This window comes from Frigoribacterium sp. R86507 (assembly GCF_044597695.1).
GTDB lineage: Bacteria > Actinomycetota > Actinomycetes > Actinomycetales > Microbacteriaceae > Frigoribacterium.
In genome coordinates this window covers 1535891-1550170 of sequence record NZ_CP139002.1, presented here as the reverse complement: position 1 = coordinate 1550170, position 14280 = coordinate 1535891, and the positions used below count along the sequence as shown (strand labels likewise).

Below are 14280 nucleotides of genomic sequence, written 5' to 3'. Positions count from 1 at the left end.
CCAGGTGCGCGGGTGGGTGCTGCGCGCCACGGTAGGCCCGTCGGCCCGTCCGTGTGTGCCCGACGGAGAGACCGGGGGTCAGGCGGGGCGGGCGAGGGTGCCGGCGGCGGCACCGATCAGCTGGACGGCCTTGCGGCGGCCGGTGTCGGTGCCGAGCGTGGCCTGGCCGCCGGCGTGGGCGAGCAGCTGCGACGCGACGCCGGGCGCGAGCCGGTCGGCGAGGCCGGGCATGCGGTCGACCCAGGTGCGCGTCACGTCGTCGGCGAGGCCCTCGCAGGCCCGGGCCTCGGCCTCGTCGCCGTTGCCCCGGTGCCACTGCCCGGTCACGACCAGGTGGGCGACGAGGGCCGCGGCGTCGCGGGCCGGGTGCCCGAGCCCCGCGGTGTCGACGTCGAGCAGACCGGTGACCCGCCACGGCTCGGACGGGTGCACGAACAGCTGCTCGAGGTGCAGGTCGCCGTGGATCACGGCCAGGGCGTCCGAGGCGGAGGAGGCGCGGCGCCGGTCGATCTCGTCATAGAGGCCGTCGATCTCGCTCGCCCGGTCGGGCAGCCCGGCTCGCAGCGTCGAGCGGTGCCAGGCCCCGTGGTCGAGGGCGTCGGACTGCGCCCGGGCGGTCACCTCGACCCGGGCGATGCGCGTGCCGAGGTCGACCATCTGCTCGACGAACCGGGGGTCGTCGGCGAGCTCGACGACGCGCTGCCCGGCCGGCACCCCGGGGACGCGCTCGAGGACGAGCAGGCCGTCCGGTCGCGACGCGAGCACGGCGGGCACCGGCAGCCCCTGCGCCCGGAACGCCTCGTGCAGGGCGACGATCGGCCCCACCCGGTCGGGCCGGACCACCTTGAGGAAGACGGTCGTCTCGGCGGCGTCGAGACGGATCACGGCCCGCTTGCCGGGGCGGTACGCCGCGACGCTCAGCCGGGGTTCGGTGACGACGACGCCGAGGGCCGCGAGCGCGTCGGCCACCCGGTCGGGGTAGGTGGCCCCGGCGAGCGCCGGCAGCATGGGGTCGGCCGGGTAGGCCCAGACGGCGAGCGGCTGACCGGTGGTCGGGTCGCGGGTGAGCACCGAGGACGCGTCGGCGGCCCGGGTGTCGGTGTCGATGAAGGTGAGCACGGTCGAGGTCGCGCCGGCGGGGTCGACCGTGTCGACCTCGTAGCCGTAGAGGAACCCGGCGCCCGAGGGCTCGACCGAGTGGGGTCGGAAGGCGACGACGGTCAGCCCCGAGTTCGCGAACGCGGCGGGGAGCACCTCGGCGGAGTTGGGCCACACGGGGAGGCAGTCAACCAGCACCCGACCCGATCGGCGGGGAGGCGCGGGCGGGGTGACCGATTCGTGACCTGACGCGGCCTCGCGACGCGGGCCGCGCCTCCGTCTACCCTGGGGTCGTGAAGATCGTCTCGCGCATCCGCCAGACGAAGCGCACTCCCCTGTTGCAGGTGGTGAAGACCAGCGTCGCGGTGATGGCGGCCTGGTTCGCCTCGGTGGCCCTGTTGCAGCAGCCGCTGCCGATCTTCGCGGCGATCGCGGCCCTGCTCGTGGTGCTGCCGAGCGTCAACCAGTCGTTCGTCCGGGGGCTCGAGCGCAGCGTGGGCGTCATCGCCGGCGTGCTCATCGCGTTCGCGGCCGGCCAGCTGTTCGGTGACGCGACCTGGATCGTGCTGGCGATCGTCGTGGTGAGCCTGCTCGTGGCGTGGGCGTTCCGGCTGACGCCGAGCTCGGCGAACCAGGTGCCGATCTCGGCGATGCTCGTGCTGGCGATCGGCGCCCAGACCCCCGACTACGCGCTCGACCGGGTGCTCGAGACGATCATCGGCGCGGCCATCGCCCTGGCGATCAACGCGTTGATCGTGCCTCCCGTCGCGCTCGCGCCGGCACACCTCGCCGTGGGCCGGCTGGCGCGCGACATCGCGTCCGTGCTCGACGAGACCGCCGCCGTGCTCGACGAGCCGGTCGACGGGTCACGGCTCGCCGCGGGCCTGACGAAGGCCCGCGAGCTGCGGGTGGCCCAGGCCCGGGCGGTCGACGCCGTCACCGCGGGCGAGGAGAGCCTGCAGCTCAACCCCCGCGCGAGCCGCAACCGCAGCGTGCTCGAGGCCGACGCGGCGCTGCTCCGGCGGCTGACCGTGCTCGTCAACCGCGTCGTGGGCATGGTGCGGTCGGTCCACGACAACTACGACCCGGGGTTGGCCGACGACCCCGTGGTGCAGAGCATCGCCGAAGACCTGCGACGTGCCGCGCACGACGTGCGCCTGTTGGCGCGGACCACCGAGGAGGCGCTGCCTCCCGGGCGCGCCTCCCGCGTCCCCGACACCGCCGGCGGACACGGGACGGGTCTCGGGCACGACGACGGCCCGGCCCTCACCTCGCCGGTGAGCGTGCTGCGACCCGATCCGGACAACTGGGTGCTGGTCGGGTCGCTGCTCGAGGATCTGAGACGCGTGCGGGAAGAGATCATCGGGTAGCATCCGACGATGCGACGGGGCCGGGCGACAGGGGTGGTCCGTCCGACCGTCGACGCGTACGCCCCGTTCGACCTGGTCACCGATCCCCTGGCCCTCGGGCTCGCCCGCCAGACGATCGACACGGCGCACGGCCGCACGGTCGTGCACCACGCGGCCTCGCCGACCGACCGGTCCGCACGGCGCCGGGCGACCGTCATGCTGCACGGCGCGGCCGGCTCGTGGACGACCTGGACCCCTCTGCTTCAGGCCGCCCGCGAGGTGGACGCGGTCGTCTCCCGTCCGGTGCTGATCGACCTGCCCGGCTGGGGCGACTCGCCCGAGCCCGACCCGGGCCTCGACGTCGAGTCGGCCGCCGCCGTGGTGGTCGAGGTCGCCGAGGCGCTGGGGGTCACCGAGTTCGACCTCGTGGGCCACTCGATGGGCGCCTTCGTCGCCCTGCACCTGGCCGCCGTCCGACCCGACCTCGTGCTCAGCGTCTCGGTCGTGTCGGCCACGTCCTTCTCGGCGATCGACGCCGTCACGCACCCGGTGCGCGGTCTCGTGCGGCTGCCGGCCTTCACGCTGCTGCGCGCGGTGTTCGGGGTGCTGCCCCGCGCCTCCGCGTCCCTCCTGCGCGGTGCGGCCCGGATCGGGCTGCTGCGTGCGCTGTCGTCACCCGTGTTCCGCCACGTCGACCGCGTCCCACGCTCGGTCCTGCAGGCGTTCGTCGCCGAGCTGCGGCCCCGGGGGTTCCTCGCGGCCTCGCGGTCGGGGCAGGGGTACGACGCCTCCCGATGGCACGCGATCGACTGCGACGTGGCCGCCGTGAGCGGCGCCGACGACGTCTTCGCCCGGTCGTCCGACCTCGACCGCCTGGGCGAGGTCGTGCGGCACGCCCGGACGACCCTGCTCGCCGACTGCGGGCACTTCGCCCACGTCGAACGGCCCCATGAGACGATGCGGGCCCTGGGCTGGGTCGAGGGCTAGGACGCCTCGGCCGTCGGCCCCGTGCCAGGCCCGGCCTCGACCTCGCGCACGATCATCGCGACGCACCGCGCGTGGCCCAGCGGGCGGAAGTGCCCGTCGACCGGGAACTCGAGGTTGACCGCCCCCGGCAGCACGCTGCCCTCGGTCACGTGGGCGTCGAACCGGGACGCCATCGAGGTGATGGTGCGGTTCGCCTCACGCTGCTCGGCGAGCCGCAGCAGGTCGGCATCACGGGGTGAGAAGGGCCGCAGCGCCCTGACGGGCAGCACCGTCGCCCAGCGTGACCCCGAGAACGGACTGTTCACCGTCACCATACGGGCGATGCGTCGATCGGTGTCGGTCGAGACCATCATCGTCTTGCCCACCAGTCCGCCCTTGCTGTGCGCCAGCACCACGACGTCCCGCAGGTCGTGGGCGTCGAGGATGCGCTGAGCGACCTCGGCGGTCGCCGCGATCGGACGACGGTTGTGCCCCAGCCCCGGCACGACGACGATCGGGTGGCCCAGGTCGTTCAGCCGGTCGGCCACCGGGCGGAGGAACCGCCAGGTCTCGTAGACGCCCGGCAGCAGCAGCACCGGCTCGCGATCGCCGTCGCGGTAGCGCCTCGGCACCATCCGACCGGACCGCGGCACGAGATGCACCCACCACACGTACCGGTAGTCGAGCACGACCGTGCGGAGGAACCGCCGGAGGCCGACGCGACGGCGTCCGTGGCCGCGCGACGGTGTGGAGCTCATGCCGCCACGCTAGGCGACGTCAGGCGGCCGTGCCCACCAGCGGCAGCTCGCCCCAGGGCTCGCCCTCGGGCCAGGCGATCGACTCGACCGCGGCCCGGGCCATCTCGAGCGTGAGGTCCCAGCGGCCGCAGATCGAGGCCCACGGGGGCGGGAAGGACACCGCGTCGTCGAGCAGGGCGAGAGCGAGACCGCCGAGCCCGGCTCGGGCCGCCGCGCTCGCCGCGTCGGGCAGGGCGTCGGCGAGACCGTGGACGACCCTCACCCGGTGGGCGAAGTCCATCTGCTCGATGTCGTCGAACGCGCCCCAGGCACTCTCGATCTCACGTCGCAGCCGGGTGATCTCGATCGCGTCGAATCCAGGACGGTCGGCGCGTCCGGGTACCGCTCGTGCCATGTCAGCCCCCCTCAGAGCATGGGCCGAGGATCGGGTACCCACGGCCGGGCGTCGGCTTCGGTGCCGATGCAGGCGAACATACCATCCGGTACGGTCCGGTCTCCAGGGCCGTGGATCACGAGTCGATCACGGCCGGCAGCGCCCCGTCGGCGCGTCCCCGGGGCATGGTCCGCTGCTCCGGTCGGGCCGTCCTGCTCACCTGTCCCCCGAAGACTGAGTCGACGCCGAGGGCCGCGGTCTACCGTCCACCACGCACCCACCGGTGCGACGACTCCGCACGAACCCACGACGAACGGGAGACATCATGTTCCAGGGATCCGACCAACTCCGCGACAACATGCAGAAGGTCCTCGTCGACCTCATCGAACTGCACGTCCAGGGCAAGCAGGCGCACTGGAACCTGCTCGGCTCGAACTTCCGCGACCTCCACCTGCAGCTCGACGAGATCGTCGACGCCGCCCGCGAGTTCAGCGACGAGGTGGCCGAGCGCATGCGCGCCGTCTACCTGATCCCCGACGGCCGCACCTCGACCGTCACCCGCGGCACGAGCCTGCCCGAGTTCCCCGCCGGCCCCGTCGAGACCACCGCGGTGGTCGACCTGATCGTCGACCGCATGTACGCCGTCACCGGCACGATGCGCACGGTCCACGACGACGTCGACGACGAGGACCCCACGACGGCCGACGTGCTGCACAGCATCCTCGAGCGCCTCGAGCAGCTCGCCTGGATGACCGGTGCCGAGAACCGCCACCCCGAGAAGGACGCCCGCCAGGACGACACCCGTCGGCGTGACGAGGACGCCGCGGCCGAGGGCCTCGACCGCGTCGGCGCCGTCGCCAACTGACCCGACCACCTCACGAGGGCACCGTCCGGACGCGCGCGACCCGCGCCTCCCGGGCGGTGCCCTCTCTCGTCGAGAGGACGACCCCATGACCGAATCGTTCGACCACGTCATCGTGGGCGGCGGCATGACCGCCGACGCCGCCGCGAAGGCCATCCACGAGGCCACGCCCGACGCGTCGGTGCTGATCGTCAGCGCCGACGTCGACGCGCCCTACACGCGTCCGGCGCTGTCCAAGAAGCTCTGGACCGACCCCGACTACACCGAGGCCGACAACGACCTCGGCACCGTCGCCGACTCGGGTGCCGAGATCCGACTGCGCACGCTCGTCGAGTCGATCGACCGCGACGCCCGCACCGTGACCACCAGCGCCGGCGACGTCGTCGGCTACGGCGCCCTGCTGCTCGCCACGGGCGGCAGCCCCACCGCACTCGACCTGCCGGACGACGACCGCGTCGTCTACTTCCGGACCGCCGAGGACTACCGCCGACTGCGCTCGCTCTCGGGTGGCGGCCGCCACGTCGTCGTCGTGGGTGGCAGCTACATCGGCACCGAGCTCGCCGCGGCCCTCGTGCAGAACGACACCCGCGTGACGTTGGTCTTCCCCGACGACGTGCTCGGCGGCTCGGTGTTCCCCGCGTCGATCGCCTCGACGTTCGAGGGGGCCTTCGAGGAGGCGCGGGTCGAGCTGGCCCGCGGACGGCGCGTCGAGAGCGGCACGGCCGACGACGCCGGCGTCCACCTGCGGCTCGACGACGGCTCGACCCTCGACGCCGACGCGGTCGTCGTCGGGCTCGGCATCTCGGTCGACGACCAGCTCGCGGCCGACGCGGGCCTGACCGTCGACGACGGCATCGTGGTCGACGAGCACCTGCGGACGAGCGACCCGAACGTGTTCGCCGCCGGTGACGTGGCCTCGTACCCGGACGCGATCCTCGGGCGCCGCCGCGTCGAGCACGTCGACAACGCCAAGTCGCAGGGCCCCGTCGTCGGTCGCAACATGACCGGCGCCGACGAGGTCTACGACCACACGCCGTACTACTACTCGAAGGTCTTCGACATCTCGTACGAGGCCGTCGGCACGCTCGACTCGTCGCTCGAGACCGTCGTCGACGACAAGGGCGACGGCACGGCAGTGGCGTACTACATCGGCGACGACGGCGCGGTCGAGGGGGTGCTGCTCTGGAACGTCGAGGAGGCCCGCGACGCCGCCCGGTCCGTCATCGCCGCCGGGGTCGTGCCGCGGGACGAGCTGGTGGGGCGCATCTGACGCGCTGCCGACCAGGACGCGACGACGCCCGCCCGATCACGTAATTGGGCGGGCGTCGTCGCGTCGGAGAGCCCGTGCGGGTGCGTGTGGGCGCGTGGGCTCGCGTGGACTCCTGAGTCAGCCGAACAGGAACGGCGGGCGGGCCGCCCGGTCGAGTTCGAGGGCGAAGATGCCGCCGCTCAGCGGGAACGCGTCGAGTTGGTCGTCGCTCAGCCCCTCGCGGGCCGACAGGACGAACAGCGTGCGCAGGTCGTCGCCGCCGAAGCCGATGCCGGTGAGGTTCGGCACCGGGAAGGTGATCTCGTCGACGAGATCGCCGTCGGCGTCGAGGTGCACCACCTTGCCCTCGCCGTAGATGGCACCCCAGAACTCGCCGCGCTCGTCGCGGGCCAGGCCGTCGTGGGCACCCTGCGACGAGAACGGGACGAGCTCGCCCAGGGTGCCGTCGGCATCCCAGGACGCCCGGTAGATCGTGTCGTCGCCGGTGTCGGTGAGGTAGATCTCGCTGCCGTCGTCGTTCCACTCGAAGCCGTTGGTCGTGGCGAAGTCGTCGCGCAGCTGGGTGAGCGTGCCGTCCGGAGCGACGCGGTAGAGGCCGGCCACGGGGCTGCCCTCGGGGTCGGTCGCACCGACGACGAAGGCGCCGAACGGGTCGCACTTGCCCTCGTTCAGGCGGAGGCGCTCGTCGGCGTGGTCGACCGACGCGATGGTCCGCTGCTCGGTCCCGTCGTCGCGCATGACGATGACCGTGTCGTCGAGTGCGGCGATCAGGCCGCCGCCGCGACGACGCTGGAAGCTCGGCAGGGGCGGGTCGACGACGACCGTCGTGTCGCGCGTGCCGTCGGCCGAGGTGCGGTGCAGGAGGCCGTTCGTGATGTCGGTCCAGACCAGCTCGTGGGCGTCGACGTCCCAGACGGGGCTCTCACCGAGCGTGGCCCTCGCGTCGAAGAACAGGCGGGGTTCGGACGTGGTACCGGTCGGAAGGGGCATCCGACCGGTCTACCCGCCCGACATGTCCACCGGCTCCGTTTCTCGCCCCCAGGGGTACGGAGGCCGTGTCTTGCACACAGAACACTGCGAGGGACGGGCACGAGGAGGCGCGCCGGGCCACCGTAGGAGGGGTGACGGACACCCTCGAGACCACCGACGACACCCAGGCCGAGCACTTCGGCGCGACGACGGCCGCCGCCGGCGAATGGCACCGCCCCGATCCCCGCGACGACGGCTACGTGCCGCTGCGCTCCTACGGGGCGATCGGCGACGGTCGGACCGTCGCCCTCATCGCCCGCGACGGCCAGATCGACTGGCTGCCGATGCCCGACATGAACAGCGACCCGGTGTTCTCCGGCATCGTCGACGCCGGCAAGGGCGGGCGCATCGAGTTGCGCCCCGTCGACGACGACTTCGAGGTGCAGCGCGAGTACGTCGAGAACACGAACGTCCTCGTGACCCGCTTCCGCACCTCCACGGGTGTCGTCCAGATCACCGACGCGCTGGTCACCGGCATCGCGGGGCGCCTGCCCTGGGCCGAACTCGCCCGTCGCATCGAGGGCGTCTCGGGGTCGGTCGACATGCGCTGGGCGGTGATCCCGGGCAACACGTTCGGCACGCACCCGATCCGCCGCGTCGACACGTTGCACGGGCCGGTCCTGCGGGCCGCCGACATCAACTTGGCCCTGGTCGGCTTCGAGCACGGCCGCCTCGACTCGGTCGAGCCTGGCGACGGCGAGGCCCACGGCGGCCCTCACCGGTTCTGGGGCGAGTTCACCACCCACGAGGGGTCGCGCTCGTTGATCTGCCTCTGCGGCGTCGAGGACGAACCCCTGCACCTGCCCGACCCGCACGTGGTCGACCAGGGCATCGACCGCACGGTGCGCAACTGGCAGACCTGGTCGAACGAGTTCAACTGGGACGGCCCGTGGTCGGGCGCCGTGCAGCGCAGCGCCCTGGCGCTCAAGCTGCTGATCTTCAGCCCCACCGGTGCGATCGCGGCCGCCGCCACGGCGGCCCTGCCCGAGAACTTCACCGGCGACAAGAACTGGGACTACCGCTTCGCGTGGGTGCGCGACCTGGCGTACACGGTCAACGCGCTGGTCCGCTTCGGTCTGCGCGAAGAGACCCAGGCGGCGGTCTCGTGGTTGCTCTCGGCGCTCAAGGCCAACGGCCGCACGATGCACATCTTCCTCAACCTCGACGGCTCGGTGCCCGACGGCACCCACGAGACCGGCTCCGAGGGCTGGCGCGGCATCGGCCCCGTCTACAAGGGCAACCCGGCGGGCGAGCAGCTGCAACTCGGCACCTACGCCGACATCCTGGCGATCATGAGCCAGTACGCGGCCGACGGCAACATCCTCGACGAGTCCACCGGCGACCTGCTCGCCGGCTTCGCCGACGACGCCTGCCGCCGCTGGCAGGAGAAGGACTCGGGCATGTGGGAGCTCCCCGACGAGCAGCACTACGTCAGCAGCAAGATGGGCTGCTGGCAGGCCATCGACGCCGCCCTGCACCTCACCGAGGTCGGCCAGATGCATCCCGACCCCGAGGACGTCGTCTTCTGGCGGAAGAACCGCGAGCAGATCAAGGACTGGGTCGCCGAGCACGGCTGGAACGAGAAGATCGGCTCGTACGTCATGTACCCGGGCAGCGAGAAGCTCGACGCCTCGGTGCTGCTGCACGCCCCCAGCGGTTTCGACCGCGGCGAGCGCATGTCCCGCACGATCGACGCGATGCAGCGTGAGCTCTCCGCCGGTCCCCTCGTGTTCCGCTACAGCGAGGTCGACCAAGAGGAAGGCACGTTCGTGGCCTGTGCCTTCTGGCTCGCCAGCGCCCTCGCCTGCGTCGGCCGGCAAGGCGAAGCGGTCGAGCTGATGGACCAGCTCGTGCAGCAGCCGAACGACGTCGGCCTGCTGACCGAGATGATCAGCGCCGACGACGGGCAGTTCCTCGGCAACGTGCCCCAGGGCCTCAGCCACCTCGCCCTCGTCAACGCCGCGATCACCATCGACGAGATGAGCCGTGAGGGCACCACCGACGACATGGAGGGCCAGTGACGAACGACGACTCGACGCCGATGCCGTCGGCGACCCCCGACGACCTCGCTCTCGTCGACGCGTGGTGGCGGGCCGCCAACTACCTGACCGTCGGGCAGATCTACCTGATGGAGAACGCGCTGCTCACCCGGCCGATCGCGCGCGACGACATCAAGCCGCGCCTCCTCGGCCACTGGGGCACGTCGCCGGCGCTGAGCTTCGTCTACGCGCACCTCAACCGCGTGATCCGCCGCGACGACCGCGACCTCTTGTACGTCTGCGGCCCGGGCCACGGCGGGCCTGCCATGGTCGCCAACACGTACCTCGAGGGCACCTACAGCGAGTTGTTCCCCGAGGTGTCGCAGGACGCCGCGGGGTTGCAGAGGCTCTTCAAGCAGTTCTCGTTCCCGGGGGGCATCCCGTCGCACGCGGCCCCCGAGACCCCGGGGTCGATCAACGAGGGCGGCGAGCTCGGGTATTCGCTGAGCCACGCCTACGGCGCGGTGCTCGACGACCCCGACCTCGTGGCCGTCTGCGTCATCGGCGACGGCGAGGCCGAGACCGGCCCGTTGGCGACGAGCTGGCACGCGAACAAGCTGCTCGACGCCCGGCTCGACGGGGCCGTGCTGCCGATCCTCAACCTCAACGGCTACAAGATCGCGAACCCGACGGTGCTCTCGCGCATCCCCGAGGGCGAGCTCCTCGAGCTGATGCGGGGCTACGGGTACGAGCCCCTCGTCGTCGCGGGCGGTTTCGACGGCGAGGACCCGATAGGGGTGCACGAGCGCATGGCCGCCGCCCTCGACCACGCCTTCGCCCGCATCGACGAGCTGCAGCGCGAGGCCCGCGACGGCGACGGCACCGAACGCCCGCGGTGGCCCATGATCGTGCTGCGCACCCCGAAGGGCTGGACCGGCCCGAAGGTCGTCGACGGCGAGCGCATCGAGGGCACCTGGCGCGCACACCAGGTACCGCTCGGCGGGGTCCGCGAGGACGGCGGACACCGGGCACAGCTCGACGAGTGGATGCGGTCCTACGGTGCGGACGAGCTCTTCGACGAGACGGGTCGACCGGTGGCCTGGCTCGACGGGCTCCGGCCTCGGGGCGCGAAGCGCATGAGCGCCATCCCGGCGTCCAACGGCGGTCTCGTGCGTCGCGACCTCACCCTCACCGACTACCGCACGCACGCGGTCGAGACCTCGGACGACCGGCGCACGCAGGCCGAGGCCACCCGGGTGCTCGGTCGGTGGCTCGCCGAGATCGTCCGCGACAACCCGACGACCTTCCGTCTCTTCGGCCCCGACGAGACCGTCTCGAACCGACTCGATCCGGTGTTCGACGTCACCGAGCGGGTGTGGGCCGCCGACATCTGGCCCGAGGACGAGCACGTGGCCCGCAGCGGCCGCGTGATGGAGGTGCTGAGCGAGCACCTCCTGCAGGGCCTCATGGAGGGCTACCTGCTGACCGGGCGCCACGGGCTGCTCAACACCTACGAGGCCTTCGTGCACATCGTCGACTCGATGTTCAACCAGCACGCCAAGTGGCTCGAGAGCGCCGACGAGATCGACTGGCGCGCGCCCATCTCGTCCTTCACGTACCTGCTGTCGTCGCACGTCTGGCGGCAGGACCACAACGGGTTCTCCCACCAGGACCCGGGCTTCCTCGACGTCGTCGTCAACAAGCAGGCGCACCTCGTGCGCATCTACCTCGCCCCCGACGCCAACACGCTGCTCGCCGTGGCCGACCACGCGTTCCGCACGACCGACACGGTCAACGTGATCGTCGCCGGCAAGCAGGAGTCACCGGCCTGGCTGTCGCTGCCCGAGGCCGAGGAGCACGTCCGGCGTGGAGTCGGCATCTGGGAGTGGGCCGGTACCGAGGGCACCCCCGTCGACGGCGTCGACCCCGACGTGGTGCTGGCCTGTGCCGGCGACGTGCCGACCCTCGAGACCGTGGCGGCCGCCGACCTGCTGCGCCAGGTGCTGCCCTCGCTGAGCACCCGCGTGGTCAACGTGGTCGACCTCATGCGACTGCAAAGACGCGGAGGAGCACTCGCACGGCCTCACGAACGACGACTTCGACACTCTCTTCACGACGTCGAAACCGGTCGTGTTCGACTTCCACGGCTACCCGTCGCTCGTGCACCGGCTCACCTACCGGCGCACGAACCACGAGAACCTCCACGTGCGCGGCTTCCAGGAGAAGGGCACCACCACGACGCCGTTCGACATGGCGATGCTGAACGACATCGACCGGTACCGGCTCGTGCTCGACGTGCTGCACCGTGTGCCGGGCCTGGCCGACGAGCACCCCGAGTTGATCGCGGACTTCGAGTCACGACGCGAGGCCGCCCGGGCGTACGCCTACGAACACGGCGAGGACCACCCCGACGTGACCGGCTGGCAGTTCGGCGCCTGACCGGTGCGAGCACGCGGTTCACACCCCAAGAACCCGCCGAGACCCCAGCGCGCGCCGTAGGGTCTCGATGGGTTCCTGGGGTCTCGGCGATGCAAGGCCCCTCGGTGGTGGGTCAGCTGGCCTTCTTCTTCGCAGCCGGTTTCCTCGTGGCAGGCTTCTTCGCAGCAGGCTTTTCTGCGGTCGGCTTCTTCGCGGCAGGCTTCTTCGCGGCCGGCTTCTTCGCGGCCGGCTTCTTCGCGGCCGGTTTTGTCGCGGCCGGTTTCGTCGCGGCCGCCGACGAGGTCGACGATGCCGACGTCAATGCTGCCGCCTTCTTGGTCGGCTTGCGATGTCCGCCCGACCGGTTCGTCTCCACCGACCGGCGTAGCGCCTCCATCAGGTCGATGACCTCGCCGCCCTCGCCGTCGTCGTCGGGCTTCTCGCCGAAGGTGGCGTCGGTGTCGAGCGACTCGCCCTCTTCGAGCTTGGCGTCGATCAGCTGGCGCAGCTCTTCCTGGTAGTCGTCGCTGAAGTCGGCGGGCTCGAAATCGTCGCTCAGCGAGTCGACGAGCGACGACGACATGTCGAGCTCCTTGTCGCTGATGCGCGTCTGCTTCTCGAGCGCCGGGAACCGCGCCTCGCGCACCTCGTCGTCCCAGAGCAGGGTCTGCAGCATGAGCACGTCGCCCCTCACGCGCAGGGCGGCGAGCCGCGTCTTCTGCCGCAGCGAGAAGTGCACGATCGCGGTGCGGTCGGTCTCCTCCAGGGTGCGGCGCAGCAGGACGTAGGCCTTGGGCGAGGTGCCGTCCGGCTCAAGGAAGTAGCTGCGGTCGAGCATGATCGGGTCGACCTGGTCGCTCGGCACGAACTCGAGCACGTCGATCTCGCGCGAGCGTTCCTCGGGCAACGACTTGAGATCGTCACCGGTGATCACCACGGTGCGGTCGCCGTCGTCGTACGCCTTGTCGATGTGCTCGTAGTCGACGACCTTGCCGCAGATCTCGCACTTCCGCTGGTACCGGATGCGCCCGCCGTCCGCGTCGTGCACCTGGTGCAGGGACACGTCGTGGTCCTCGGTGGCGCTGTACAGCTTGACGGGCACGTTGACGAGCCCGAACGTGATCGCGCCCTTCCAGATCGATCGCATGACGCTCATCTTTCTCCGCGTGCGCTCCGAATGACCGCCCATGGGGTACACGCCCCGACCGCAGGAGGCGCGGCGCGGGCAGCGTGGGCTCATGAGCCAATACGACAAGAAGAACCCGGTCGACCTCTACCCCGCACCGCCGTTCCCGAAGCAGGAGCAGTCGTTGCCGGGCGAGGCCTGGAAGATGGACCCGAAGCCCGACCACGGCGAGACCAGCTACGTCGGCAAGGAGCGCCTCACCGGCTTCCGCGGCATCGTCACCGGCGGCGACTCGGGCATCGGTCGCGCCGCCGCGATCGCGCTCAGCCGTGAGGGCGCCGACCTCGTGCTCAGCTACCTGCCGAGCGAGCAGAAGGACGCCGAAGAGGTGCGCGACCTGCTCGAGGGCGAGGGGCGCAAGGCCGTCCTCGTTCCCGGTGACATCTCGGACGAGCAGTACTGCAAGGACCTCGTGCAGAAGGCGGTCGACGAGCTCGGCGGGCTCGACACCCTCGTCATGGTGGCCGGTCGCATGAAGAGCAACGACGACATCCTCACGCTCACCACCGAGGACATCGACTCGACCATCAAGACCAACGTCTACTCGCTGTTCTGGCTGACCCAGGCCGCGATCCCCCACCTCGAGCCCGGCTCGTCGATCGTGACGACCGGTTCGGTGCAGGGCACGCAGCCCAGCCCCGACAAGATCGACTACGCCCTGACCAAGGGTGCGATCGGCGTCTTCACCTCGGGCCTCGCGCAGCAGCTCGCCCCCAAGGGCATCCGCGTCAACCAGGTCTCGCCCGGCCCGGTCTGGACTCCCCTGCAGCCCGGCTCCGACGACGCCGAGACGGTGTCGGAGTTCGGCGGCCAGGCGCCGTTCGGCCGTCCCGGTCAGCCCGCCGAGCTCGCCGCCGCCTACGTACACCTGGTGAGCCCCGAGTCGAGCTACACCTCGGGCGCGACCATCACGATCGCCGGAGCGATGCCCGCGGTCTGACCCGCGCCTCCTCGGCTCCGTCGTCCCGACGACACCACGGCCCGTCGTCCCG

At 71.6% G+C, this 14280-nt stretch carries 11 protein-coding genes and 1 pseudogene; 7 read left to right on the top strand and 5 right to left on the bottom strand.

What is annotated here, in order from left to right; translation table 11 throughout:
* Window positions 1-78: 78 nt before the first annotated feature.
* Window positions 79-1275, bottom strand: a complete 1197-nt coding sequence (locus tag SJY14_RS07390; RefSeq protein WP_396600181.1) for a phosphotransferase family protein — start codon at window positions 1273-1275, stop codon at window positions 79-81.
* A 116-nt stretch (window positions 1276-1391) separates the two neighbouring features.
* Between SJY14_RS07390 and SJY14_RS07385 the strand changes: the two genes are divergently transcribed.
* Window positions 1392-2468 carry an aromatic acid exporter family protein gene (locus SJY14_RS07385; RefSeq protein ID WP_396600180.1) on the top strand — a complete coding sequence of 359 codons (1077 nt, stop codon included), beginning with the start codon at window positions 1392-1394 and terminating at the stop codon, window positions 2466-2468.
* Window positions 2469-2477: 9 nt separating this feature from the next.
* The gene (locus tag SJY14_RS07380) at window positions 2478-3434 is read left to right on the top strand and encodes an alpha/beta fold hydrolase (protein ID WP_396600179.1); all 957 of its coding nucleotides are present in this window, start codon (window positions 2478-2480) and stop codon (window positions 3432-3434) included.
* Here SJY14_RS07380 and SJY14_RS07375 read toward each other — a convergent pair.
* Entirely contained in the window at window positions 3431-4171 is a 741-nt protein-coding gene (locus SJY14_RS07375) for an esterase/lipase family protein (protein ID WP_396600178.1), read from the bottom strand. The two genes, SJY14_RS07380 and SJY14_RS07375, sit on opposite strands and share 4 nt — an antisense overlap.
* Window positions 4172-4190: 19 nt before the next feature.
* Complete coding sequence (locus SJY14_RS07370; protein ID WP_071257202.1) at window positions 4191-4565, bottom strand: hypothetical protein; 375 nt, start codon at window positions 4563-4565, stop codon at window positions 4191-4193.
* 304 nt (window positions 4566-4869) lie between these two features.
* Here SJY14_RS07370 and SJY14_RS07365 point away from each other — a divergent pair, with 304 nt between their 5' ends.
* Both SJY14_RS07365 and SJY14_RS07360 read left to right on the top strand, forming a co-directional pair.
* Window positions 4870-5409 (top strand): Dps family protein, encoded by a 540-nt coding sequence (locus tag SJY14_RS07365; RefSeq protein ID WP_071257201.1) that lies wholly within the window; start codon window positions 4870-4872, stop codon window positions 5407-5409.
* 85 nt (window positions 5410-5494) lie between these two features.
* Window positions 5495-6676 carry an NAD(P)/FAD-dependent oxidoreductase gene (locus tag SJY14_RS07360; protein ID WP_396600177.1) on the top strand — a complete coding sequence of 394 codons (1182 nt, stop codon included), beginning with the start codon at window positions 5495-5497 and terminating at the stop codon, window positions 6674-6676.
* 117 nt (window positions 6677-6793) lie between these two features.
* On the opposite strand, the gene SJY14_RS07355 is transcribed toward SJY14_RS07360, so the two are convergent.
* Entirely contained in the window at window positions 6794-7666 is an 873-nt protein-coding gene (locus SJY14_RS07355; protein WP_396600176.1) for an SMP-30/gluconolactonase/LRE family protein, read from the bottom strand.
* Between the two features lie 239 nt (window positions 7667-7905).
* Here SJY14_RS07355 and SJY14_RS07350 point away from each other — a divergent pair, with 239 nt between their 5' ends.
* Window positions 7906-9726 carry a glycoside hydrolase family 15 protein gene (locus SJY14_RS07350; protein WP_396600260.1) on the top strand — a complete coding sequence of 607 codons (1821 nt, stop codon included), beginning with the start codon at window positions 7906-7908 and terminating at the stop codon, window positions 9724-9726.
* A 20-nt stretch (window positions 9727-9746) separates the two neighbouring features.
* A pseudogene (locus tag SJY14_RS07345) lies at window positions 9747-12123 on the top strand (phosphoketolase).
* Window positions 12124-12235: 112 nt separating this feature from the next.
* On the opposite strand, the gene SJY14_RS07340 reads toward SJY14_RS07345, so the two are convergent.
* Window positions 12236-13249 carry a Ku protein gene (locus tag SJY14_RS07340; RefSeq protein ID WP_396600175.1) on the bottom strand — a complete coding sequence of 338 codons (1014 nt, stop codon included), beginning with the start codon at window positions 13247-13249 and terminating at the stop codon, window positions 12236-12238.
* A 91-nt stretch (window positions 13250-13340) separates the two neighbouring features.
* Between SJY14_RS07340 and SJY14_RS07335 the strand changes: the two genes are divergently transcribed.
* Window positions 13341-14228 carry an SDR family oxidoreductase gene (locus tag SJY14_RS07335; protein ID WP_055973592.1) on the top strand — a complete coding sequence of 296 codons (888 nt, stop codon included), beginning with the start codon at window positions 13341-13343 and terminating at the stop codon, window positions 14226-14228.
* Window positions 14229-14280 lie beyond the last annotated feature (52 nt).

Bases quoted from the DNA above. Each gene is read 5' to 3' on its own strand.
- SJY14_RS07380 (WP_396600179.1), top strand. From the start codon at position 2,478: ATGCGACGGGGCCGGGCGACAGGGGTGGTCCGTCCGACCGTCGACGCG.
- SJY14_RS07375 (WP_396600178.1), bottom strand. From the start codon at position 4,171: ATGAGCTCCACACCGTCGCGCGGCCACGGACGCCGTCGCGTCGGCCTC.
- SJY14_RS07365 (WP_071257201.1), top strand. From the start codon at position 4,870: ATGTTCCAGGGATCCGACCAACTCCGCGACAACATGCAGAAGGTCCTC.
- SJY14_RS07335 (WP_055973592.1), top strand. From the start codon at position 13,341: ATGAGCCAATACGACAAGAAGAACCCGGTCGACCTCTACCCCGCACCG.
- SJY14_RS07340 (WP_396600175.1), bottom strand. From the start codon at position 13,249: ATGCGATCGATCTGGAAGGGCGCGATCACGTTCGGGCTCGTCAACGTG.
- SJY14_RS07370 (WP_071257202.1), bottom strand. From the start codon at position 4,565: ATGGCACGAGCGGTACCCGGACGCGCCGACCGTCCTGGATTCGACGCG.
- SJY14_RS07355 (WP_396600176.1), bottom strand. From the start codon at position 7,666: ATGCCCCTTCCGACCGGTACCACGTCCGAACCCCGCCTGTTCTTCGAC.
- SJY14_RS07360 (WP_396600177.1), top strand. From the start codon at position 5,495: ATGACCGAATCGTTCGACCACGTCATCGTGGGCGGCGGCATGACCGCC.